The organism is Paenirhizobium daejeonense (assembly GCF_014280875.1).
GTDB classification, from domain to species: Bacteria; Pseudomonadota; Alphaproteobacteria; order Rhizobiales; family Rhizobiaceae; genus Allorhizobium; species Allorhizobium daejeonense.
The window spans coordinates 210,597-231,202 of the sequence record NZ_JACLAL010000001.1 but is presented as its reverse complement, the minus strand read 5'-3'; the positions used below and the strand labels follow the sequence as shown (position 1 = coordinate 231,202).

Below are 20,606 nucleotides of genomic sequence, written 5' to 3'. Positions count from 1 at the left end.
GGGGGAGATAATGACTGCGCAGCAACCTACCACCCGCCACCGCCACCGCCGCCACCTCCGCCACCGGAGGAGCCGCCGCCGCCGGAAGAAAGGCCGGAGGACGAGCTTTTCGGCGGTTCTGGAAGTGTGGAGGCGATGGTGGATGCCATGGACGAGGAAAAGCCACCGATGCGACCGCCGAAATCGCCGGGGCTTGCGCCATGATACCAGGCCGGCTGATAGGCGGCAGCGCCAGCCTCCGCTGTCGCGAGCCACGTCTCGAAGGTTCGCGTCCACGGCTTTTCCACGCCGAGTGCAACCGCATAGGGCAGCAGCGTCTCAAAATGCTGCGGCGACATCTTCGGCGCGCCCTGCATGTTCATCCGGTCCTTTTCGGCAAGCGTCATGTAGATGCGCAGTCCCTCGATGCCGTCCATCAGCTTGCGGCCGAGCGGCGTCGGCGCGCCCATCAGGAAGAAAAAGAGCGCGTTGGCAAGCACCACGCCGCCAATGGCTGCGAGCACACCGAGCTGATGGCTTTCCTCCAGTTCGACGAAGATGGCCAGCAGGATGCCGGAGAAGACGGCAAGCGCCACCGCAGCGACCGCGGCCAGCCCGATGATGGAGAAGATGCGGACGGGAAGCGATGCCCCACGGCGCAGGCCCTTGCCGAGATTGACGGCGAAGCCGCCGAGAAAGACCGCGAAGAAGATCGGCACGAACATCATGCCGATCGTATCCTCGCTCAGATCGCCGAACATCAGCAGTGCAACGAAGACCGCGCCGCTCAGCACCACGCCGCCGAAGATGTAGCCCGAATTCGAACGGTAATACCTGCCGCGATGTTCCTTCTCGATGGCCGAGCGGAACCTCTGCCCCACCGACTGCACACGCCGGCCATTGGCCTTGTCGATCACCAGTTCCGATCCGGGCTTGCCCACCTCCACGATCAGCGTCGCCTGCCCTGTCGGCAGCTTGCCGTCCAGCGGCTTGTCCGTCCGGCGGATGACAATGGATTTTTCGAGGTCGTCAAGGACGACATAGCCCTTCACCGCCAGATCGAGGGCCGAGGCGGAAAGCGCCGTCCAGCCCGCGCCTGAAAATCCCTTGTTGTCGATGTAATTCACCAGTGCCGGGGAAATACCATCGGGTGCATCCCAGCGCGGCACGATAACGCCACCGGCCGGATCACGCCCGACCGCAAGCCAGGACCGAAGGTAATAAACGAAGACGAGAACGAGGCCGCCGAAGCCGATGATGTTGGCGAGATTGTCGCGCAGCAGCCACCAGAGGTTCTGTTCACTGGAAGGCGCTGCGAGCGCGCCCTTCGGCAGGCCGACTGCAATGGTCAGCCCCTGCTCCGGCAGCAGCGGCGCGGTGGTCTCGAAATAAACGCCCTCACTCGTGCGCAACATTCGCGCGTTGCGATCCGTCGCGCCCAGATAACCCGTGTAATAGGCCGTTTCGGTTGGCTTCACACCTTCTGGCAGGACAACGGTGGCCGACGCTTCATTGATGGGAAACCGCCAGCCATTGCCGGTCACGTTCCAGTAGAGTTCATCATGATCGTCGAAATAGCGGATCTGCCGGCCGGTGCGGTAGACGATGCGGTAGGTATAGTCCCCGGGGGCAAGATATGTATCCGCCGATCCGGCATAGATGCGGATGCCGCCCGAAATGCTCTCGGTGTGCCAGGCTTCCGGCTCGCCATCCCGCTCGACCGACAGGAGTTCGAAATCAACCTTGGTGCGGCGACCCTTCGCATCCTGAGCATAGAGCGGAAAATCTCGGAATATGCCGCGCCTGATGTCGTTGCCCTCGGCATGAACCGTAATGGTCTCCGTGACCTCGAGGCTGGCGTCAGTGGAAACGGCGATTTGCGCATCGTAGCTGCGGATGAATTCCGCAGCCGTGGCAAGCACCGGCGAGAGCGCGAGCAGGCAGGCGAAGCAAAGGGCGGCAAGCGGACGGAAGGACATGCGGGGCTCCGGAGCCGATCAGAACTTCACGCTCGGCACGGCCCGGTCGGCCTCGTTGGCAATCTCGAAATAGCCGGCCTTGCCGAAACCGAAATTGCGGGCGACGAGGTTGGACGGGAAACTGTCGACCTTGACGTTCAGATCGCGGGCGGCGCCGTTATAATAGCGGCGCGACATCTGTATCTCGCCCTCGATGGTCTCCAGCGACTTCTGCAGTTCGAGGAAGTTCTGGTTGGCCTTGAGATCGGGATAGGCTTCGGCAAGCGCGATCACCCTGCCAAGCGCCTGACCGAGCAGGCCTTCCGCCTGGGCACGACCGGCGACATCGCCCGAGGGCACCGCCTGCGCCTTGTTGCGCAGTTCGACCACCTCTTCGAGCGTACCCTTTTCATGGGCGGCATAGCCCTTGACCGTTTCGATCAGGTTGGGAATGAGATCCGCGCGCCGCTTCAGCTGCACGTCGATGCCCGACCATGCCTCCTCGGTCATCTGCCGGGATTTGACGAGGCCGTTATAGACATAGACAACGTAAAGGGCGACGGCGGCAAGAATAACGAGGATCGTAAACATGAAATGGGGCTCCCAGCTTTGACGGGCGCAGGTTAACCGGTTGCACCGTCAAAGTCATGATGCATCGAACGGTCGCGCCAAGAATGGGGACGAAGGTATCAACGGCATCCGGGCGTGCGCTGAGAAAGCCTATGCTTCCTGCACCGCAGGCCTGATCAACCAGTCTGGCTCGTAGGTTGTGATACCGGCATCGCTTCGCCATTTGTCGAACTTGCTGGTCCATGTGGTCTCGGCATCGAGCGCGATGGCAAACGGTAGATAGCGTTCGTAGGTTTCCACCGACATCGCGGGGCCCGGGATTTCACCCAGCATGTAACGACGCAAGAGGAAGACGTTGTCGCGCATGTCGCGAATTTGTCCGGTAAGCGGCTTTGGAAGTGACAAAGCAATGACCAGCAACGCGACCAATAATCCGATGGCAATTGTTGCCGACATCTGTTCCGGGTAAGGCGGATGACGAACGACATAGATCAGTAGCAGGAAGAACACCGCCGGAAGCCCAATCAGCTTAAGAATTGCGGCTTTCAATGCTCCCATATCGTCTGTCGCTAATCGTCCAGCTAGTTCCGGACGCCTCGCCATTTGAATGTATACCATTGCGATTGTCGCAACCACCAACATGGCACCCATGAAATATTGTAACCCGGAGAGATAAGCGGTCAGCGCACAAATGGAGAGAAGCGTGAACAAAAGCACCCATTCCGCCGATCTCCCTTGCGTCTGAAATTCAGTATATTCTTTCAGAGCAGCCGCCTTGTATTCGGATTTTCCACCTTTCAAAGCTTCGACAATGCTCAGTCTGGCGTCACTCAGCGGTAGCCAGGTCAACTGCCCGCGTGCAACCCGGAGCGATAGCGGCCACGCCTCTCTGGAAAAAGGCGAGCTTAGACCGCCCACCCGGTCCGTTACATTGCGTCGCTCTGCCTCGCCGGACGCATCAGCAGACGAAAGACGAAACTCTCCCATGATGGCCAGACGGCAGATGGATCCGAAAAAGCCAGTTGCGCGCCAATCAGCCAAACCTTTCCGAAAGAGATAGGCCGCAAGCGCCGGGGACGTGCGCTGGAGTAGTTCGTGATCGATCGACGCCAGATTTGACGCTTCATTGCGTTTCAGTTGCTTCAATCTCAACCAAATGAAGGAAGCCGCAATCATGGATCCAAGTGCAGCCAGCACCGCATTTGAATAATCGCTCAGCCACCAGCGAATTGGGTCGAGATCGCCAGCCGTGCGGAACGTGCCCAAAGGATATTCGATTTCAATGTCGGGCGAGACGCGATCGGCGTCTCCCGCATCAAAGGACACAAGGAATTCGTTTCCACCTCCGCTTTCAATTTTGTAGCCTCGCTCAGCACTGCCGCTCGAAACGAGCTTTCCGCCCGCCGGCACGGTCAACTTGACCCTTTTCTCCGCGCGAAGGTCGTGGATGCTTCCCAGATAAGCGGGCAGAGCAAGGATCTGACGCCCCGCCTCCTCGCGCACCAGCCGGCCGAGCCGATAATCGATGCCGATCGCGTTCATGCCGACCGGCAGGTCCGGACTGCAATGCTTGCAATGTCTCTCGCCGATGTAGATCGAGCGGCCCCGGACTCCGTTTTCGATGGAATAGTGTTCTTCACGCCCCTCGCGTCGAGCGGCCAGGAATACGAAATCCCTCCAGTGGGCCGATCCCCGCGCGTTCTGAAAACGCTGGGGTATGTCGACATAGACACCGCCATAGTTCAGCGGAACCAGCGCCCGAACCAGAAATGTCTCCGATACGCGCGCGAAACCGTCACGGGACACGGTAACGGTGCTCTCGGCGGAGCGCACTGAGAACTCCTCGTCGAAATCATTGCAGGCGGTCAGAAGCGGCAGCAAGGCGATGAGGAGAAGCCATGCGAAAAGACGTCTCCACTTACCCGGCAGAGTAACGAACGGGGAAGGCTCGGGAAAAGGGGCGCGTTTCAAATAAGATACCGAATCTATGCTTAAAAGTATGACGGCCGAGAAGACAATGTCTTCCCGGCCGTTGCAACTTGAAAGAAGTGTAGATCCCGGCATGCAGGCGAGATTTCGCCCGCGCCCCCCTTTTCAGGCGGCCTTGCCGAAGTTTGCACCGCCGGCGTCGGTGAGCAGGAAGGCTTCGCCGCAGGCCTTGGCAAGCGTGCGGACGCGCAGGATATAGCTCTGGCGTTCAGTGACTGAGATCACGCCGCGGGCATCCAAGAGGTTGAAGACGTGGGATGCCTTGATGCACTGGTCATAGGCCGGGAAGACGCATTTGTGCAGGCGCTGGTTATCGCTGTCGGCCGGAGCGCCGGCGGCGAGCAGGGCTTGGCATTCCTTCTCGGCGTCGATGAAGTGCCGATGCAGCATTTCGGTGTTGGCATATTCGAAGTTATGGCGGGAATATTCCTGCTCGGCCTGGAGGAAGACATCGCCATAAGAAATCTTCTCGTCGCCTTCGCGGCCGTTGAAGTTGAGGTCGTAGACGTTGTCGACGCCCTGCACATACATGGCGAGGCGTTCCAGTCCATAGGTCAGTTCGCCAGCGACCGGCGAGCATTCGATGCCGCAGACCTGCTGGAAATAGGTGAACTGGCTGACTTCCATGCCATCGCACCAGCATTCCCAGCCGAGGCCCCAGGCACCGAGCGTCGGGCTCTCCCAGTCGTCCTCGACGAAGCGGATATCATGCAGCAGCGGATCGAGGCCGATGGCCGCGAGCGAGCCGAGATAAAGCTCCTGCAAGTTCGACGGGTTCGGCTTCAGGATGACCTGATACTGGTAATAGTGCTGCAGACGGTTGGGGTTTTCGCCGTAGCGGCCGTCGGAAGGACGGCGCGAGGGCTGGACGTAAGCCGCTTTCCACGGCCTGGGGCCGAGAGCACGTAACGTCGTCGCGGGATGGAAGGTACCGGCGCCGACTTCCATGTCGTAAGGCTGGAGAACCGCGCAACCCTTGTCGGCCCAGTAATTGTGCAAGGTCAGGATCAGGGCCTGAAACGAGCGCTTGGGGTCCATATGGGGGGCGATGGTGGTCTCGGTCATGGGATTTTCGTCCGGAGCTTGTCTTGCAAAGATGGCCCGTCTGGTGCCACGACAGGGCGAAGGGGTCAAGTGATGCTTGGGCAGTGCAGCCTGCCACCATTTAGATAAACGGATTAGCGACCGTCGTTCCGCCCTCGATCAGCAGGCCGTGCTGCATGTCTTCCGAAAGGCAAGAGGGACAGCCAGCCAGACAAGCAGCAGACAACATGAGGCTGTCGTAAAAGGACAGGCGGTATCGCTCGGCAATGTCGAGCGCCATTTCATGGGTGCGGCGATCCAGCGGGAATATGTCCTCGGCCAATAAGCAGATGTCCGCGATGGCAATGCGCACTTCGGGAGCCGTCATGCCTAGTTTGCGAAGTGCGACATTGGCGAATTCATTCAGCGCCTGAGTCGAAAGCACGAAGGGTTGCGCAAGGCACTCCTGCGCACGTCCGGCCTTCTGATCATCGCTGAAAGCATAGATCAGGATATTGGTGTCAAGGAGAGGGGGATTCATCCGCGGCGTTCGTTCGCTTCGTCGCGATCAAACGTCCAGCCCGCCGGCAGACTGATCCTCGCGTTGCGAATACGCGTCAGAGCCTGTTCCCGGCTATCCTCCCGTCCGATCTCGAAAGTGCGGGAGCCACTCACGCGGACATTGACCTCGTCGCCTTCCTTCAGCTCAAGCGCTTCGGCAACGGCCACAGGAATGCGAATGGCAAGACTATTACCCCATCGGGAGACCTGCATAGAACCCTCCATGATATACATTTCACAATGTATATCATGACTATTTCACGAACAAGCCGAAAGGCTATTCGTCCTCGTGCCGCACGCGGTATTCGCCGGTCTTTTCATCCTTGACCAGCGTGCCGTGGGCAGAGTTGCGGCGTTCCTTGTGGACGCGCTTCGCCTTGGCCGAAAGCTTCTGGGCGTCGTTCACGAAACGGCGGTAGAACCAGTAGACCCCACCGATGAGAACGATGAAAAATATGATCCGCGACATGTTCCTCCCGCGATGTCAGAGCCCGTAACGGCTCCACAATGCTCTCTCTTCCAGCGTTTCGGCAAGACCGGAGACGGCGACTGCGGCGATCTCGCCCATGCCATCGGACGAAACCGAGACCCCCGGCACGCGACGGCCGAAGAAATCCCGGGCACCGGAGACAAGTTCGAGCTTCGCATCCTTGCCGTAGCGCTTCTTGATCTCACTGCGCATATCGCCGAGGCTGTCGACGAGGCCGAGTTCCAGCCCGCGACGGCCGGTCCAGAAGAGGCCGGAGAAAAGCGAGGGATCATCGGACAATACGCTGCCGCGACGGCTCACCACCATGTCGATGAAGACCTGATGGATCTCGAGCTGCAGCGTCTTCAGATATTCGATGTCGCTTTCCTTTTCCGGCTTGAAGGGATCGAGGATCACCTTGTTCTCGCCGGCGGTATAGACGCGCCTTTCGACACCGATCTTCTTCAGGAGTTCGGGAAAACCGAAACCGCCGGAAACGACACCGATCGAACCGACGATGGAGGTCTGGTCCGCGATGATCTCGTCGCCGGCGAGCGCGATCATGTAACCGCCGGAAGCCGCGACATCCTCAACGAAGACCAGCACGCGCTTGTGCTTTTCCTCCGCCAGCGCGCGGATGCGCTCGAAGATCATGCGCGACTGCACCGGTGAGCCGCCGGGAGAATTGATCGACAGTACCACTGCCGGGCTGTCCTTCTTCGCAAAGGCCTTTTCCAGCATGGGGGCAACGCCGGCGAGATTGAGGTTCTGCTTGAACTTGCCGCCCCCGCTCATGATCGCGCCATGCAGGCGCACAACAGGAATGACGACGCTATCGTTCCTAAATCTCTTCGGCAAAAGGCGCTTCAACCATCCGGCCATCAAAACTCACTCACTGACTTGTTACGTGTTCAGACAACACATGTAGGAAGATTGGTGTCAGGCGCAATGCCTGCCGATAGCGTCGCTTACCGGCGAAAAGAGTGGCCGTCAAATCGGCGCAGGGCGCGAGAACCGGCGTCTGCTGCTGCATTGAAGGCACTTCAAAGCGGATGCGTCGAAACCGACCATCGAAAGTCGCGCCATGCCGGTCAAAGGCACTTGCGCGCTGCACAAACAGGGCATAGCTATTGTTGCGAGTTATTCGCATTCAAGAAATGATATTCCATGGCCGAACCCGGCATCAGCGATACGCCTCAGACCGCCTGGCGGCGAGAACGCGGCACACCGTCGCTTTCGGAAACACACGCCACCATCCCGGTGAAAAGCAGTAGCCCCTTCTGGCGGCGGGCTCTCGCGTTTCTCGGACCCGGCTATCTCGTTGCGGTCGGCTACATGGATCCGGGCAACTGGGCGACGTCGCTCGCCGGCGGCTCGCGTTTCGGCTATACGCTGCTCGTCGCCATCCTGCTTTCGAGCAGCATGGCAATTCTGTTGCAGGCGCTTGCCGCGCGTCTTGCCATTGCATCCGGCCGTGACCTCGCCCGCGCCTGCCGGGATGCCTATCCGAAGCCGGTCAGCATTGCGCTCTGGGTGATCGCGGAAATCGCCATCGTGGCGACTGACATCGCCGAAGTGATCGGCACGGCCATCGGCCTTCAGCTGATCTTCGGCCTGCCGCTTGCCGTCGGCGTTCTCATCACGGCCGTCGATGTCTTCATCGTGCTGTTGCTGCAGCGCCTCGGTTTTCGCTGGGTGGAAATCTTCGTCATCACGCTTACCGCAGTCATCGGCCTGAGTTTCGCCGTGCAGCTTGCGCTTGCCCGACCTGACTGGTCGGAAGTGGCCACAGGTTTCATTCCGACAATGGATGTCGTCACCAACCCGGCCATGCTTTACATCGCCATCGGCATCATCGGCGCGACCGTGATGCCGCACAATCTCTACCTGCATTCCGGCATCGTGCAGACCCGAAGCATCGAGGACAACGACAAGAGCCGCAGGATGGCCCTGACGTTCGCGACCATCGACTCGACGCTGGCGCTCTTCTTCGCCTTCCTGGTGAATGCCTCGATCCTGATCCTTGCGGCAGCAACCTTTCACCGCAGCGGACATCAGGAGGTTGCCGAACTCGGCGACGCCCATGCGCTGCTGTCACCGCTGCTCGGCAGCTCCGTCGCACCGACGCTTTTCGGGATCGCGCTGCTTTGCAGCGGCCTCAACTCGACGCTGACCGCCACACTTGCCGGCCAGATCGTCATGGAAGGCTTCCTCGACATGAAGCTGAAGCCTTGGGTGCGGCGGCTTCTGACGCGCGGCCTTGCCATCATCCCCGCCGGCTTCGTCGCCATCTGGTACGGAGAAAGCGGCACGGCGGAACTCTTGATCCTCAGTCAGGTCGTGCTCAGTCTGCAATTGCCCTTCGCCGTCTTCCCGCTGGTACTGATGACCGCGGACAGCACGAAGATGGGCGCGCTCGTCTCGCCCCGCTGGCTGTCGGCAATCGCGTTGCTGATCGCCATCGTCATCACCGCACTCAACGTCAAGCTTGTGGCGGATTTCGTGACCGGCTGACCGATGCTATAGGGGCTGGCTCAGCCACGCGGATATGCGGCGCGGCCGTTATTCAGATCGTCGACGAAAGCCGAGAACTTGTGGCTTTCGGGATTGTCATGCATCAGGAGCGGCGAGCGAAAGTTCAGCCGTGCACGCGATCCCTTTATCGCGGTCACGAGTATACGCACTGCATTCTCCCCAACTCGCGGATAGACCGGGGTGATCTCCAGCCCGCCGAAGCGTTTGCCGCAGGCGGCGATGATCTCGGCCACGGATTGCGGGCGCGCGATCAGTGACAGCTGGCCTCCGGGCACCATGATCGCACCCGCCGTCCTGATCCAGCCCTCGAACAGTCCTTCCGTCATAGCGTGCGCCTCCGCCTTCAGGGCATCCGGTGTCTTGCGGTCGCCGGCATCGTTGAAGGGTGGGTTCATGATGACATGTTCGAAGCTGTCATCGGCAAGCCCTGCCGCAACGCGCGCCCTGCCGGTCAGCGTGACATCGGCCTCGACGACCCCTACCCGCGAGCGAAACGCCGCGTTCTCAGGCAATTCAAGGCTCTTGCGGGCGTACGCCGCCATATCGGGCGAGCGCTCGACCAGCGTTACCCGTGCGCCCTCCAGCCGTGCCGCAACCGCAAGGCCTGCGGCGCCGGCACCAGCGCCGAGATCGGCAAGACGGATCGGCTTTGGCGCATCGACCAGCGAGGCGAGCAGCATGGCATCCATGCCGGCGCGGTGCCCCCTGCCCTTCGGCTGGACGAGATGAAAGCGACCGCGATGGAAGGCATCGATAGTATCAACGACCACGCCTGGGACCGAGCCTGACAAGGTTACTCACCCTCGTCGCGCAGTTCATCGGCGAGACCCGCGTCGATCAGCAGTTTGCGCGCTTCTTCCGCCTGCTCCTCGGCAACCAGAAGCCGTCGCGGCAACATGCCGAGCGATCCCTCCAGAATGCTCATGGCCTGATCGGCAATCATACAGGGAATTCCCGCATCCTTGAGCAGGCTTTCGGCAAAAGAGAGGAGAACGGCGTCGTTGGTGCGGATAATCTCGTACATTTTACCTCGAAACCCCCGTGAAAAAGGCGGGATGCACCAATTCGTGCTTGCTGTTGATGTCGCCACTTTTTATTGTCGCCCCCAAAATGCAATTGGAGTCCGGTGCGTTGGGCGTAGTCATACCGCTTGAGGAAAACAAAAACAAACAGGCTTCCGTCAAGCCACTGGTGGACCTGACGAAACAGGGTATGGAGCGGGTCAACCAGTTGATCCTGTCCAAGGCCGGTTCCGACGTGCAGATGATCCCGGAAGTCGCAAACCACCTGATCTCGTCCGGTGGCAAGCGCCTGCGGCCGATGCTGACGCTCGCTTCCGCGGCACTGTTCGGCTATGAGGGCGATGGCGACGTGAAGCTCGCAACCAGTGTCGAGTTCATGCATACCGCGACCCTGCTGCATGACGACGTGGTGGACGAAAGCGATCTTCGCCGCGGCAAGTCCACGGCTCGCATGATCTGGGGCAATCAGGCAAGCGTTCTCGTCGGCGATTTCCTTCTCGGCCAGGCCTTCCGCATGATGGTGGAAGTCGGCTCGCTCGAAGCGCTCGACGTCCTGTCAGGGGCCGCTTCGGTCATCGCGGAGGGCGAGGTTCTCCAGCTTTCGGTTGCCAAGAACATGGAGACCACCGAGGACGATTATCTCTCGGTCATCCGCGCCAAGACGGCGGCCCTCTTTGCCGCAGCAGCCGAAGTCGGCCCAATCATTGCCGGCGCCGACCGCGCCGGCCGCAACGCGCTCAAATCCTACGGCATGAACCTCGGCCTTGCTTTCCAGCTCGTCGACGACGCCCTGGATTACGGCGGCAAGGCAGCCGATCTCGGCAAGAATGTCGGCGACGATTTCCGCGAAGGCAAGATCACCCTGCCGGTCATCCTGTCCTACCGCCGGGGAACCCAGGCCGAACGGGAATTCTGGCGCGAGTCCATCGAGGGCGCCCAGAATGACGATGCGCGGCTGGAAAAGGCGCTCGGCCTGATCACGAAATACGGTGCCCTCAGCGACACCATAGCTCGTGCACTCCATTATGGCACCATTGCCCGCGACGCGCTGGCGCCCCTGCCCGAAACAGCCTACAAATCCGCGCTGTTGGACGTCATCGACTTCTCCATCGCCCGAGTGAACTGACCGGGGCACTCGGGGATTGAACTGTGACATTGCCTTGCGGGCCTGCTTCAAAAAAGCCATGCTGTTGAGTGAAACATGGCATGTTACGGGGTAGATGCTGTTCTGCACGCCTCCTTATCGATTCTTGAAAGGCTCATTCATGCGGCAAAGCTTTGCCCTCCGTCTTCTTACCGGCACGGCGCTTTCGCTCCTGGTCTCGATCCTGCAGGCGGGATTTGCCGCCACCACGGCTTCCGCCGAGGACAAACCGGCTCAGACCGAGAAGGTCGACATCGATAGCGTGGATACCTTTGCCGGCGCGTTTCTCGCCGCCCGTACGGCTGATGCCGATCGCGACTATCCCAATGCCATCGCCTTCTACAAGAAAGCGCTGGCCATTCAGCCGAACGAACTGGACATCCAGGAACGGCTGATGATCTCGCTGCTGATGAATGGCGATTTCGATGAGGGCGTGGAACTTGCCGAAGTTCTGAAGCAAGATGCAGCTGTCGACCGTGTGACGTCCGTTGCCCGGGCTTTCCGAGATATCCGCGACGGCAAATATGCCGATGCGCAGAAGATCCTCACCTATACCGGTCCAAACGATCTCGACCGGCTGATGAATCAGCTCCTGATAGCCTGGTCCAAAGTCGGCGAAGGCAAGGGCAAGGAAGCGCTGGAGATGGTTGAGGGCCTGAAGGGGCCGAACTGGTACAGCATCTTCAAGAACTACAATGCCGGCGCAATCGCCAGCGTGATCGGCGATACGGATGCCGCCCGTCGCCACTTCAACGAGACCGTGACCGACAGGGCCGGCGGCGCGACCGCCCCCGACACGTTCATGCGGGCCGTGATGTCGCTCGCAACGCTCGAGGCGCAGACGGGCAACAAGCAGAAGGCGCTCGACGCCATTTCCGCCGGCGACGAAATGATCACGAATTATGCGCCGTTCAAGGCGCTGCGCGACCGGATCTCCAAAGACGAAAAGCCCGAGATGCTGGTGAAAACAGCTGCCGAAGGTGCAGCCGGTGTACTCTTCTCCATCGGCGGCGCGCTCAACCGCGACGGCGCGGAAGATACCGTATTGCTCTATTTGCAACTCGCCCACGCGCTCGACCCCAACAGCGCCGATACGCTGATACTGCTAGGCAGCATTTCCGAAAGCGCAAAGCAGCCGGAACGGGCAATCCATTTCTATGGCCTGGTGCCGGCTTCTTCGCCGATGCGCCGCATCTCCGAACTGCAGCTTGGCCTCACCCTTGCGGAAACCGGCAAAGTCGATGAGGCGCGCAAGCACCTCAAGTCGCTGATCGATTCGGATCCCTCCGACATCCGCAGCTACCTCGCCTATGGCAGCGTGCTCTCCGACGCCAAAGACTATGCGGCGATGGCAGAGAATTACGACAAGGCTGTCGAAATTATCGGTAACGCTCCTCAGAAGAGCCACTGGTCCATCTTCTTCCAGCGCGGCATCGCCTATGAACGGCTGAAGAAGTGGGATCAGGCCGAGCCGAACTTCCGCAAAGCGCTGGAGCTCAACCCCGACCAACCGCAGGTCTTGAACTATCTCGGCTATTCCTGGGTCGACATGAACCGCAATCTGGAAGAAGGCCTCGACATGATCCGCAAGGCGGTCGAGCTTCGCCCGGATGACGGCTACATCGTCGATTCACTCGGCTGGGCTTATTTTCGCCTCAACCGCTTCGATGACGCGGTGACCGAGCTGGAGCGCGCCGTCGAGCTGAAGGCCGGCGACGCCACGATCAACGACCACCTTGGCGACGCCTACTGGCGGGTCGGCCGACAGCTCGAAGCCACCTATCAGTGGAAGCGGGCGCTGGCCTCCAAGCCCGAGGAGGCGGAGATCCCGAAGATACAATCGAAGATCGACAAGGGCCTTCCCCCGCTCGAAGCCGATGCCGCCAAGGCAGCTGCCCCGACGACTGAGAAACCGCCCGAACCGGCCCCGGTCGAAAAGAAATCCTGACGGCCGTGATTTCAGGCAGCCCGAAGAATGAGGCGGAGGTCGTCGAGGCGGCGCCCGCCAAGATCAATCTCGCGCTGCACGTGACCGGGCAGCGCGCGGACGGCTATCATCTTCTCGACAGCATCGTCACTTTTGCAGAAGATGCCTGCGACCGACTGACCTTTACGCTGGCTGAGCAGGATGGCTTTTCGCTCAGCGGGCGGTTTGGCGCCCTGCTTTCTTCCGATGCGGCCGGGCAGGACGGTAATCTGGTGCTGAAGGCGCGAGACACCCTGCGTTCGGCGCTCGAAGAGCAGGGGCAAAGCGCTGCGCCCGTCGCAATCATGCTGCAAAAAAACCTGCCGATCGCCTCGGGCATAGGCGGCGGCTCCGCCGATGCGGCTGCGACCCTGCGCGGCCTCATGCGCGTGTGGAACGCCACCCTGCCCGCCGAAGCGCTTTCCACGATCGCGCTGAGGCTCGGCGCTGACGTTCCGATGTGCCTCGCCGGCCGGCCATTGCGAGCGCGCGGTATCGGCGAGGACATCGAGACGCTGCCCGCCATGCCGGCGCTTTCCATGGTGTTGGCCAATCCGCTGAAAGGCGTCTCCACGCCGGAAATCTTCCGGCGGCAGACGCAGAAGGACAATCCGCCGGTCGGTACGCCACCTGATGGTTCCGACATCGGCGAATGGCTGGCTTTCCTGAAGACTGCGCGAAACGATCTGGAGCCGCCGGCACGCGCGATCCTGCCGGATATCGACTTCATATCGCAGATGTTGGTGGAAAGCGGAGCGCTTTTCGTTCGGATGTCCGGCTCGGGCGCAACCTGCTTCGGCCTTTATGGCGATCATGCCGCAGCCGAAACGGCTGCCGCAAAGCTTTCCCGAGAGCGTCCCGACTGGTATTTTCAGGAAACGAAGACGACCGTTTAGCTACGCCTTTCCTTCTCAAGCCATGCCGGCGCAAGGGCGGCGAAGGAACGGAAGGTAGCGCGCTGCAGGAGAACCATCTTGGCCCGTATCGACGAGACACGCCCCTTCATCCCTGTCGGCATTGCCGTCCTGACCGTTTCCGACAGCCGCACTCTGGCTGACGACAAATCTGGAGATACGCTCGCGGCCCGCATTCTCGATGCCGGCCACCGACTTGTGGACCGAGCGATCGTGACCGATGATAGCGAGCGCATCTACAGTCAGGTGCATGCCTGGACGCTCTCGTCTGAAATCGACGTCGTCATCACTACCGGAGGCACAGGCTTCACCGGCCGCGATGTAACCCCGGAAGCGCTGGAACCCCTGTTCGAAAAGAAGATGGACGGGTTCTCAGCGGTCTTTCACCGTATCTCCTATGAGAAGATCGGCACGTCCACCATCCAGTCGCGAGCGACGGGTGGCGTTGCCAACGCTACCTTCATCTTCGTGCTGCCGGGATCGCCGGGGGCCTGCAAGGACGCATGGGACGGCATTCTGAAGGCCCAGCTAGACTATCGGCACATGCCCTGCAATTTCGTGGAAATCATGCCGCGGCTGGATGAGCACCTGAAGCGCGGCAGTCAGGCTTAAGTTAACCGCTGGCGGCTGCTTCGCCGACGCGAGTCTGGCGCGCAACCCAGGACGGAATGATCTCGCTCGCAAGCTGTCTTGGCTTCTGGCCGACTGCAAACTGATCGAGTTCCATGCCCGATTTGGCAACAGCAATAGCAATGCGCTTCGGCATCAGGAGGCCGTTCTCCAGCGGCGGCAGCTTCCGGCCGATGCGCTGATAGAAGGGGCGCCGGTAATAGCGTGATGCTGAAAAGCGCGCCGGCACCTTGTTGAGGGCGATGTATTCGGCGATCTCGTCGATCCAGCCATGAGAAGGCCGCGCACCCGGCTCAACCAGGAGCAGCCATTCGCCGCGCACGGCGCGAAGCACATCCTTTATGTCCCACTGAACATAGAAGCGGCAACCGGCCGCATCGGCAATGCGGGACGTGCCATCGCGCGAACCGTGGTCGAGAACCACCACGTCGCTCACAAGCCCCTCGACTGCACCTGCCACCAGAACGCCGAGCGTTTGCGCGAGCTCGGGCTCCTGATCGCGGCATTCCATGATTACTGTCAGCATCGCTTAGGTTTATCGCATCGCCCAAGCAATTGCCACAATCCATTTTTCATTTTTGTTCTTGCAATGTTCTCATTTTGCCGGTAGGAATTTAATCATCAACGGCGAGCTGCACGCAGCCGCGAGGAGCAAACATGAACGAGCTGTCACTTGTGGGACAGGCTGCATTCCAGCCTGCCAATACGGCAGATATTGCCGATGCGATGGTTTCTGCTTCCGGTCTCAGGATCGAGATTGATCGTCGTCGCGGACGCGGCGCCGGGATGAATCCTTCCGGCCGTTTCGAAGACAAGGAGCGCGTCGCCTTTGATGACGGCTGGTCGACGCTCGAGGACATGCCGCCCTTCCGCACCGAGGTACAGGTCGAGAAGCCGCGCACGGCGATCACCCGCAATGAATCGCCCGATATTCCCTTCGACCGCTCGATCAATCCCTACCGGGGCTGCGAGCATGGCTGCATCTATTGCTTCGCACGACCGACCCACAGCTATATGGGGCTTTCGGCCGGACTTGATTTCGAGGCCAAGCTGTTCGCCAAGCCGGATGCACCGCGGCTGCTGGAGCGGGAACTCGCCAAGCCCGGCTACAAGCCGCGGACCATCGCCATCGGCACGAATACCGACCCCTACCAGCCAATCGAGCGGGAGTGGCGCATCATGCGGCAGATCCTCGAAGTACTGGACAAGGCCAACCATCCAGTGGCGATCGTCACCAAGTCGGCGCTCATTCTGCGGGATCTCGATATCCTCTCCTCCATGGCCGCACGCGGGCTGGCCAAGGTGGCGATTTCGGTCACGACGCTCGACCGCAAGCTGGCGCGCAGCATGGAGCCCCGCGCCTCGACGCCGAGCCGCAGGCTGGAGGCGATCCGCGGCCTTTCGGAAGCGGGCATCCCGACAGGTGTTCTGGTCGCCCCGGTGATCCCGGCGCTCAACGACCACGAGATCGAGCGAGTGCTGGATTCGGCCAAAGCCGCCGGCGCCACCGAGGCCGGCTATGTCCTGCTGCGGCTACCTTATGAGGTAAGCCCCCTCTTCCGCGACTGGCTGCTGCAGAATTATCCCGACCGCTACCGGCATGTGATGTCGCTGGTGCGGTCGATGCGGGGCGGCAAGGATTACGATGCCGAGTTCGGCAAGCGGATGAAGGGTGCCGGTCCCTATGCCTGGCAGATCAGCCGCCGCTTCGAGATGGCGACCAAGCGGCTCGGCATGATCCGCCGCAGCATGCATCTGCGCGACGACCTGTTCACGCCCCCGGATGGCAGCGGCGTGCAGCTGTCGCTGCTCTGAACGAAGTCAGCAATTTTGAATTTTCCGGCTTTCCTGGCCGGAAAGAAAGCTTCCGGTGCCATCCGCCGCCTCGCACCGGAATGACAGGTCCCCCGGCAGCCGCAACGATGTTTCCGTGCCCCCTCACGGACATCGATGCCGGGGACTTGCAGGAGATCGGGTGCGCGTGCGATTTTCTGCCGCATGAAACGTCGCACGCCACCCGATTCTCCATCTCTTTTCGACACGCTCGCCCTCGGCCCGGATTTCTCCATCGAGACGATGGCGATGAAGGATGGGCTTTTCCCCGTTGCAGGTACGGATGAAGCCGGACGCGGCCCCCTTGCCGGCCCGGTGGTCGCGGCGGCGGTCATTCTCGATCCCGAAAACATTCCCGCCGGCCTCAACGATTCCAAGAAGCTGTCGATGGCGCAGCGCGAGGCTCTATTCGAGATCATTCTCGAGAATGCCACGGTCTCCATCGCCTCGTCCTCGTCCCGCCATATCGATGAGCGGGATATCCGCAAGGCAAGTCTCGATGCCATGCGCCGTGCCGTAGCGGGCCTCACGCTCGCGCCGCGCCATGTTCTGGTGGATGGAAAGGATGTACCGCCCGGGCTCATCTGTAGCGGCAAGGCGGTAGTCAAGGGGGACGCGCGGTCCGTCTCGATCGCCGCCGCCTCGATCCTTGCAAAGGTCACTCGGGACCGGATGATGGCGCGGGCGGGGTTCCTCTATCCGGATTACGGTTTTGCGGGGCACGCGGGCTACGGCACCGTCCAGCATCGCGCTGCTATCGCGATCCACGGCCCCTGCCCGCTGCACCGCATGAGTTTTCGTCCTCTCAGAAAAGACGAAGGGAGCGAGACGTAACTGGCTGACGGCTCGCTTCCGTCATCTTCCGACCACCCAGCCGAACCGCGAAGCAAGCGTATACACTCACGCAGGTTCTCACACATTTAAAGTCCGCCTGCAGAAGCCGCTGGTCGAATGCTATGTCCGCCAGCTCGCCCGGCGTAATTCCGCCGGAAGAAGAAACCGCCTCAGGACCCGGAAGTGTGCGAAGGGAAGACATCAGGCATTGCACGCGTTCTGTCCTCGTCGGGAACCCGCGAGGGGGACATCCGAAACGGCACCGCAAGATCAGCCAAAGAAAAACCGGGGCCACCTTGCGGCAGCCCCGGTTCTAAACATTTGACCTCGAGAGCAACGCTTAGTTCAGGCGAGCCTTCACTTCGCCGAGCGCACCCTTGAACAGGCTTTCCTGAACGGCCGCATCGGCCTTCTTGGCAAGCACGTTTTCGGCTGCAGCTACAGCGAGATCAACAGCTGCGGCACGAACGGCGTTGACGGCGTCAACTTCGGCCTGCTTGATCTTCTGCTCGGAAAGCGCGTTGCGACGGGCAACGAACTCCTCGGTCTTCTGCTTGGCTTCCGCAGTCAGGGCAGCGGCTTCACGTTCGGCAGCGGCAACGATGGCAGCAGCTTCGGCTTCAGCTTCCTTGCGCTTGCGCTGGTATTCGGCCAGCACGTGCTGAGCCTCTTCACGCAGGCGCTTTGCTTCGGCAAGCTCGTTGCGGATCTTGTCGGCGCGCTCGTCGAGAGACTTTGCGACCATGCCCGGAACCTTGAGGTAGATAACCAGGGCGAAGAAGAGAAGAAGGCCAACGAAGGCGAAGAAAGTAGCATCGAAATGCATGATCATGCCCCCTGCTTGGCTGCGGCGCTGACGGCAGCCTTGATGTCGGCTGCAGTTGCCTTGGCACCAACCAACTGCTCGACGATTGCACCGACCGTATCGACGGCGATCGTGTCGACTTCGGCGAATGCCTTGGCCTTGATCTCACCGATGCGGGTTTCGGCCGCTGCGAGCTTGCCTGCGAGTTCTGCCTCGACAGCGGCGCGATCTGCATCGGCCTTTGCCTTGGCGGCGTCGCGGGCGGAACCAGCAATCTGGCCGGCCTTTGCCTTGGCAGCGCTGAGTTCGCGCTCATAGGTTTCGATCGCGGCATCCGCCTCGGACTTCAGCCGCGAAGCCTCATCCAGATCCTGCGCAATGCGATCATGACGATTTTCCAGAATGCCACCAACGCGCGGCACGATCACCTTCTGCATGAGCACGTAGAAAAGGCCGAACGTGATCACCAGCCACAGAAGCTGAGACGGATAGGTCGTCTGGTCGAATGGCGGGAATACGCCGCCACCATGACCCGCTTCGCCGGGAACACCGGTTTCCGTGTGGGTCTGGCCCTCTGCCGGTACGTCTTCGGCATAGGCGGGGGTCACAAACATGCTCACCTCCAGGTGTACTCTCAAATGCTCAAGGATCACGGACGCCGGATAGCGTTCCGTGATCCCAAACTCCAGCCGTTATCAGACGGCGAACAGGAGAAGGAGAGCAATGAGCAGCGAGAAGATGCCCAAAGCTTCCGTAACGGCGAAGCCGAATACCAGACGGCCGAACTGGCTGTCAGCGGCAGACGGGTTGCGCAGAGCGCCCGACAGGTAGTTGCCGAAGATGTTGCCGAGGCCCAGAGCCGTGCCGGCCATGCCAAAGCAAGCCAAACCTGCGCCGATGAACTTTGCTGCTTCCGCTTCCATGAATGAACTCCTTCGAGATGGTTGTTGCGGCGAATGACTGACGCCTGACTGACGCCAATGTCGGTTATCCTTAGTGCCCGCCGGGGTGAATTGCGTCATTGAGGTACATGCAAGTCAGTACCGCGAAGACGTAAGCCTGCAGGAAGGCGACGAGGAACTCGAGACCGGTCAGGGCGACGGTCATGATGAGAGGCAGGATTGCGCCACCGATACCGACCGCGCCAAGCGCGCCCAGCGAAGCGACGAAGCCCGCGAAAACCTTAAGCGTGATGTGACCGGCCAGCATGTTTGCGAACAGACGGACGGAAAGCGAGATCGGACGCGACAGGAACGAAATGATTTCGATGATCACGACCAGCGGCAGAAGCGCGCCGGGAACACCGCTCGGCACGAAAATCTGCAGGAAATGAAAACCGTGCTTGTAGAAACCATAGACGAGGACCGTACCGATGACGAACAGCGCCAGCGCGAAGGTAACGATGATCTGGGACGTGACGGTAAAGAAGTAGGGCATCATGCCGAGCAGGTTCGCGGTCAGCACGAACATGAACAGCGAGAAGACCATGGGGAAGAACTTCATGCCATGGCTGCCGGCGCCTTCGCGCAGCATCGAGGCAATGAATTCATAGGACATTTCAGCGACCGACTGCGCACGACCCGGGATCAGGCCACGGTTCGAGGTCGAAAAATACAGAAAGCCAGCGGCGCAAGCGACGGTCGCGACCATAAAGAGCGACGCATTGGTGAACGAAAAATCAATTCCGCCGAGTTCAATCGGCACAATCTTCTGGATCAGGAACTGATGAGTCGGATCGTTTGACACCTTATGGTCTCTTTCGCTTTAGTCCGCCTTGGCGGGGATCTGCCTGACTTGCGCTCGAACGGCTTTCAGCCGTCGTCACGCCCATTCTTCGTCTGCCCATCGCGATCCGCCGGATGGGGCGTCGATACGACACCCGCCGAACGAAGCACGTTCAACACACCGGCACAAAAACCGAGAAGCAGCAAAACAATCATGCCCCACGGCGCAGTGCCGACAAAACGGTCGATGAGATATCCCAGAATAGCCCCGACAACGATGGCGGAAATGAACTCGCTCGAAAGCTTCATTGCTTGGGCATAGCCTTTACGGCTTTGCTCGGCACTCTGCTCCGCGGCTTCGTCACCCCTCGCCTCGGCGCCTCGCTTTGCCAGTTCGGCAGCAAGGTGCTTGCGACGCTCTTCCAGATCCCTCTGATCGTCACCCGTCATGGCTTCCTCCATCCGTTCTTCGATTCAGGCAGGCGATTGATCTGCCAGGAACACAAGAAACGGCAGGAAAACGCCCCTCCGGCCCGTTCTGAAGTCGGCCGCACCATAATTTTGAGAGCCCCCATAGTCAAGGCATTGGAGACCCAAGTTTCACCACAAATTAACCGGGGAAAATCATAGACTTAAGTCGCAAGTGCCGA

23 protein-coding genes are annotated in these 20,606 nt (G+C 60.5%); 7 read left to right on the top strand and 16 right to left on the bottom strand.

Translation table 11 applies throughout. From position 1 onward, the window contains the following. Positions 1-26: 26 nt before the first annotated feature. From H4I99_RS01035 to H4I99_RS01000, 8 genes are all read right to left on the bottom strand, one after another. Complete coding sequence (locus H4I99_RS01035) at positions 27-1,958, bottom strand: DUF2207 domain-containing protein (protein WP_163903802.1); 1,932 nt, start codon at positions 1,956-1,958, stop codon at positions 27-29. Between the two features lie 18 nt (positions 1,959-1,976). Beyond that, positions 1,977-2,528: a LemA family protein gene (locus H4I99_RS01030; RefSeq protein ID WP_163903800.1), complete on the bottom strand. Its 552-nt coding sequence runs from the start codon at positions 2,526-2,528 to the stop codon at positions 1,977-1,979. Positions 2,529-2,657: 129 nt separating this feature from the next. Next, on the bottom strand, positions 2,658-4,478 hold the full coding sequence (locus H4I99_RS01025) for a DUF2207 domain-containing protein (protein WP_163903799.1): 1,821 nt from the start codon (positions 4,476-4,478) through the stop codon (positions 2,658-2,660). 123 nt (positions 4,479-4,601) lie between these two features. Further along, positions 4,602-5,561: a glycine--tRNA ligase subunit alpha gene (locus H4I99_RS01020; protein WP_163903797.1), complete on the bottom strand. Its 960-nt coding sequence runs from the start codon at positions 5,559-5,561 to the stop codon at positions 4,602-4,604. A 100-nt stretch (positions 5,562-5,661) separates the two neighbouring features. Further along, complete coding sequence (locus tag H4I99_RS01015; protein ID WP_163903795.1) at positions 5,662-6,060, bottom strand: PIN domain-containing protein; 399 nt, start codon at positions 6,058-6,060, stop codon at positions 5,662-5,664. Further along, positions 6,057-6,293, bottom strand: coding sequence for an AbrB/MazE/SpoVT family DNA-binding domain-containing protein (locus H4I99_RS01010; protein WP_163903793.1), 237 nt, complete (start codon positions 6,291-6,293; stop codon positions 6,057-6,059). The genes H4I99_RS01015 and H4I99_RS01010 overlap by 4 nt, the downstream gene beginning before the upstream one ends. Before the next feature lie 64 nt (positions 6,294-6,357). After that, positions 6,358-6,549, bottom strand: a complete 192-nt coding sequence (locus tag H4I99_RS01005) for a hypothetical protein (protein ID WP_163903791.1) — start codon at positions 6,547-6,549, stop codon at positions 6,358-6,360. A gap of 15 nt (positions 6,550-6,564) precedes the next feature. Beyond that, positions 6,565-7,431 carry a S49 family peptidase gene (locus H4I99_RS01000; protein WP_163903789.1) on the bottom strand — a complete coding sequence of 289 codons (867 nt, stop codon included), beginning with the start codon at positions 7,429-7,431 and terminating at the stop codon, positions 6,565-6,567. A gap of 285 nt (positions 7,432-7,716) precedes the next feature. Between H4I99_RS01000 and H4I99_RS00995 the strand changes: the two genes are divergently transcribed. Beyond that, a complete protein-coding gene (locus H4I99_RS00995; RefSeq protein WP_163903787.1) occupies positions 7,717-9,063 on the top strand; it encodes an Nramp family divalent metal transporter in 1,347 nt (448 codons plus the stop codon). A gap of 20 nt (positions 9,064-9,083) precedes the next feature. On the opposite strand, the gene H4I99_RS00990 is transcribed toward H4I99_RS00995, so the two are convergent. Beyond that, a complete protein-coding gene (locus H4I99_RS00990) occupies positions 9,084-9,854 on the bottom strand; it encodes a tRNA1(Val) (adenine(37)-N6)-methyltransferase (RefSeq protein ID WP_246225572.1) in 771 nt (256 codons plus the stop codon). 23 nt (positions 9,855-9,877) lie between these two features. Continuing rightward, entirely contained in the window at positions 9,878-10,108 is a 231-nt protein-coding gene (locus tag H4I99_RS00985) for a putative signal transducing protein (RefSeq protein ID WP_163903785.1), read from the bottom strand. Between the two features lie 107 nt (positions 10,109-10,215). Here H4I99_RS00985 and H4I99_RS00980 point away from each other — a divergent pair, with 107 nt between their 5' ends. The 4 genes from H4I99_RS00980 (at position 10,216) to moaB (ending at position 14,742) form a co-directional block, all read left to right on the top strand. Beyond that, entirely contained in the window at positions 10,216-11,232 is a 1,017-nt protein-coding gene (locus H4I99_RS00980; RefSeq protein ID WP_163903783.1) for a polyprenyl synthetase family protein, read from the top strand. 139 nt (positions 11,233-11,371) lie between these two features. After that, a complete protein-coding gene (locus H4I99_RS00975; RefSeq protein ID WP_163903781.1) occupies positions 11,372-13,198 on the top strand; it encodes a tetratricopeptide repeat protein in 1,827 nt (608 codons plus the stop codon). Continuing rightward, on the top strand, positions 13,195-14,112 hold the full coding sequence (locus H4I99_RS00970; protein ID WP_194362021.1) for a 4-(cytidine 5'-diphospho)-2-C-methyl-D-erythritol kinase: 918 nt from the start codon (positions 13,195-13,197) through the stop codon (positions 14,110-14,112). The genes H4I99_RS00975 and H4I99_RS00970 overlap by 4 nt, the downstream gene beginning before the upstream one ends. A 78-nt stretch (positions 14,113-14,190) precedes the next feature. Beyond that, entirely contained in the window at positions 14,191-14,742 is a 552-nt protein-coding gene (gene moaB, locus H4I99_RS00965) for a molybdenum cofactor biosynthesis protein B (RefSeq protein ID WP_163903777.1), read from the top strand. A gap of 1 nt (position 14,743) precedes the next feature. Here moaB and H4I99_RS00960 read toward each other — a convergent pair whose 3' ends face one another. After that, positions 14,744-15,286 carry a glycosyltransferase family 2 protein gene (locus H4I99_RS00960; protein WP_163903775.1) on the bottom strand — a complete coding sequence of 181 codons (543 nt, stop codon included), beginning with the start codon at positions 15,284-15,286 and terminating at the stop codon, positions 14,744-14,746. A 131-nt stretch (positions 15,287-15,417) separates the two neighbouring features. Between H4I99_RS00960 and H4I99_RS00955 the strand changes: the two genes are divergently transcribed. Then, positions 15,418-16,575 (top strand): PA0069 family radical SAM protein, encoded by a 1,158-nt coding sequence (locus H4I99_RS00955; protein WP_163903773.1) that lies wholly within the window; start codon positions 15,418-15,420, stop codon positions 16,573-16,575. 183 nt (positions 16,576-16,758) lie between these two features. After that, positions 16,759-17,427 carry a ribonuclease HII gene (gene rnhB / locus H4I99_RS00950; protein ID WP_163903771.1) on the top strand — a complete coding sequence of 223 codons (669 nt, stop codon included), beginning with the start codon at positions 16,759-16,761 and terminating at the stop codon, positions 17,425-17,427. A 340-nt stretch (positions 17,428-17,767) separates the two neighbouring features. Here the strand turns inward: rnhB and H4I99_RS00945 are convergent, their stop codons facing one another. The 5 genes from H4I99_RS00945 to H4I99_RS00925 form a co-directional block, all read right to left on the bottom strand. Next, positions 17,768-18,253, bottom strand: a complete 486-nt coding sequence (locus tag H4I99_RS00945) for a F0F1 ATP synthase subunit B (protein ID WP_186663187.1) — start codon at positions 18,251-18,253, stop codon at positions 17,768-17,770. A gap of 2 nt (positions 18,254-18,255) precedes the next feature. After that, positions 18,256-18,846: a F0F1 ATP synthase subunit B gene (locus tag H4I99_RS00940; protein ID WP_099056861.1), complete on the bottom strand. Its 591-nt coding sequence runs from the start codon at positions 18,844-18,846 to the stop codon at positions 18,256-18,258. Positions 18,847-18,927: 81 nt separating this feature from the next. Further along, on the bottom strand, positions 18,928-19,155 hold the full coding sequence (locus tag H4I99_RS00935) for a F0F1 ATP synthase subunit C (RefSeq protein ID WP_046796018.1): 228 nt from the start codon (positions 19,153-19,155) through the stop codon (positions 18,928-18,930). Between the two features lie 70 nt (positions 19,156-19,225). Then, positions 19,226-19,978 carry a F0F1 ATP synthase subunit A gene (locus tag H4I99_RS00930; protein WP_163903768.1) on the bottom strand — a complete coding sequence of 251 codons (753 nt, stop codon included), beginning with the start codon at positions 19,976-19,978 and terminating at the stop codon, positions 19,226-19,228. Between the two features lie 65 nt (positions 19,979-20,043). Continuing rightward, on the bottom strand, positions 20,044-20,406 hold the full coding sequence (locus H4I99_RS00925; protein WP_163903766.1) for an AtpZ/AtpI family protein: 363 nt from the start codon (positions 20,404-20,406) through the stop codon (positions 20,044-20,046). Positions 20,407-20,606 lie beyond the last annotated feature (200 nt).

Bases quoted from the DNA above. Each gene is read 5' to 3' on its own strand.
- H4I99_RS01035 (WP_163903802.1), bottom strand. From the start codon at position 1,958: ATGTCCTTCCGTCCGCTTGCCGCCCTTTGCTTCGCCTGCCTGCTCGCG.
- H4I99_RS01030 (WP_163903800.1), bottom strand. From the start codon at position 2,528: ATGTTTACGATCCTCGTTATTCTTGCCGCCGTCGCCCTTTACGTTGTC.
- H4I99_RS01020 (WP_163903797.1), bottom strand. From the start codon at position 5,561: ATGACCGAGACCACCATCGCCCCCCATATGGACCCCAAGCGCTCGTTT.
- H4I99_RS01015 (WP_163903795.1), bottom strand. From the start codon at position 6,060: ATGAATCCCCCTCTCCTTGACACCAATATCCTGATCTATGCTTTCAGC.
- H4I99_RS01010 (WP_163903793.1), bottom strand. From the start codon at position 6,293: ATGCAGGTCTCCCGATGGGGTAATAGTCTTGCCATTCGCATTCCTGTG.
- H4I99_RS01005 (WP_163903791.1), bottom strand. From the start codon at position 6,549: ATGTCGCGGATCATATTTTTCATCGTTCTCATCGGTGGGGTCTACTGG.
- H4I99_RS01000 (WP_163903789.1), bottom strand. From the start codon at position 7,431: ATGGCCGGATGGTTGAAGCGCCTTTTGCCGAAGAGATTTAGGAACGAT.
- H4I99_RS00995 (WP_163903787.1), top strand. From the start codon at position 7,717: ATGGCCGAACCCGGCATCAGCGATACGCCTCAGACCGCCTGGCGGCGA.
- H4I99_RS00985 (WP_163903785.1), bottom strand. From the start codon at position 10,108: ATGTACGAGATTATCCGCACCAACGACGCCGTTCTCCTCTCTTTTGCC.
- H4I99_RS00975 (WP_163903781.1), top strand. From the start codon at position 11,372: ATGCGGCAAAGCTTTGCCCTCCGTCTTCTTACCGGCACGGCGCTTTCG.
- H4I99_RS00960 (WP_163903775.1), bottom strand. From the start codon at position 15,286: ATGCTGACAGTAATCATGGAATGCCGCGATCAGGAGCCCGAGCTCGCG.
- H4I99_RS00955 (WP_163903773.1), top strand. From the start codon at position 15,418: ATGAACGAGCTGTCACTTGTGGGACAGGCTGCATTCCAGCCTGCCAAT.
- rnhB (WP_163903771.1), top strand. From the start codon at position 16,759: ATGAAACGTCGCACGCCACCCGATTCTCCATCTCTTTTCGACACGCTC.
- H4I99_RS00945 (WP_186663187.1), bottom strand. From the start codon at position 18,253: ATGCATTTCGATGCTACTTTCTTCGCCTTCGTTGGCCTTCTTCTCTTC.
- H4I99_RS00940 (WP_099056861.1), bottom strand. From the start codon at position 18,846: ATGTTTGTGACCCCCGCCTATGCCGAAGACGTACCGGCAGAGGGCCAG.
- H4I99_RS00935 (WP_046796018.1), bottom strand. From the start codon at position 19,155: ATGGAAGCGGAAGCAGCAAAGTTCATCGGCGCAGGTTTGGCTTGCTTT.
- H4I99_RS00925 (WP_163903766.1), bottom strand. From the start codon at position 20,406: ATGACGGGTGACGATCAGAGGGATCTGGAAGAGCGTCGCAAGCACCTT.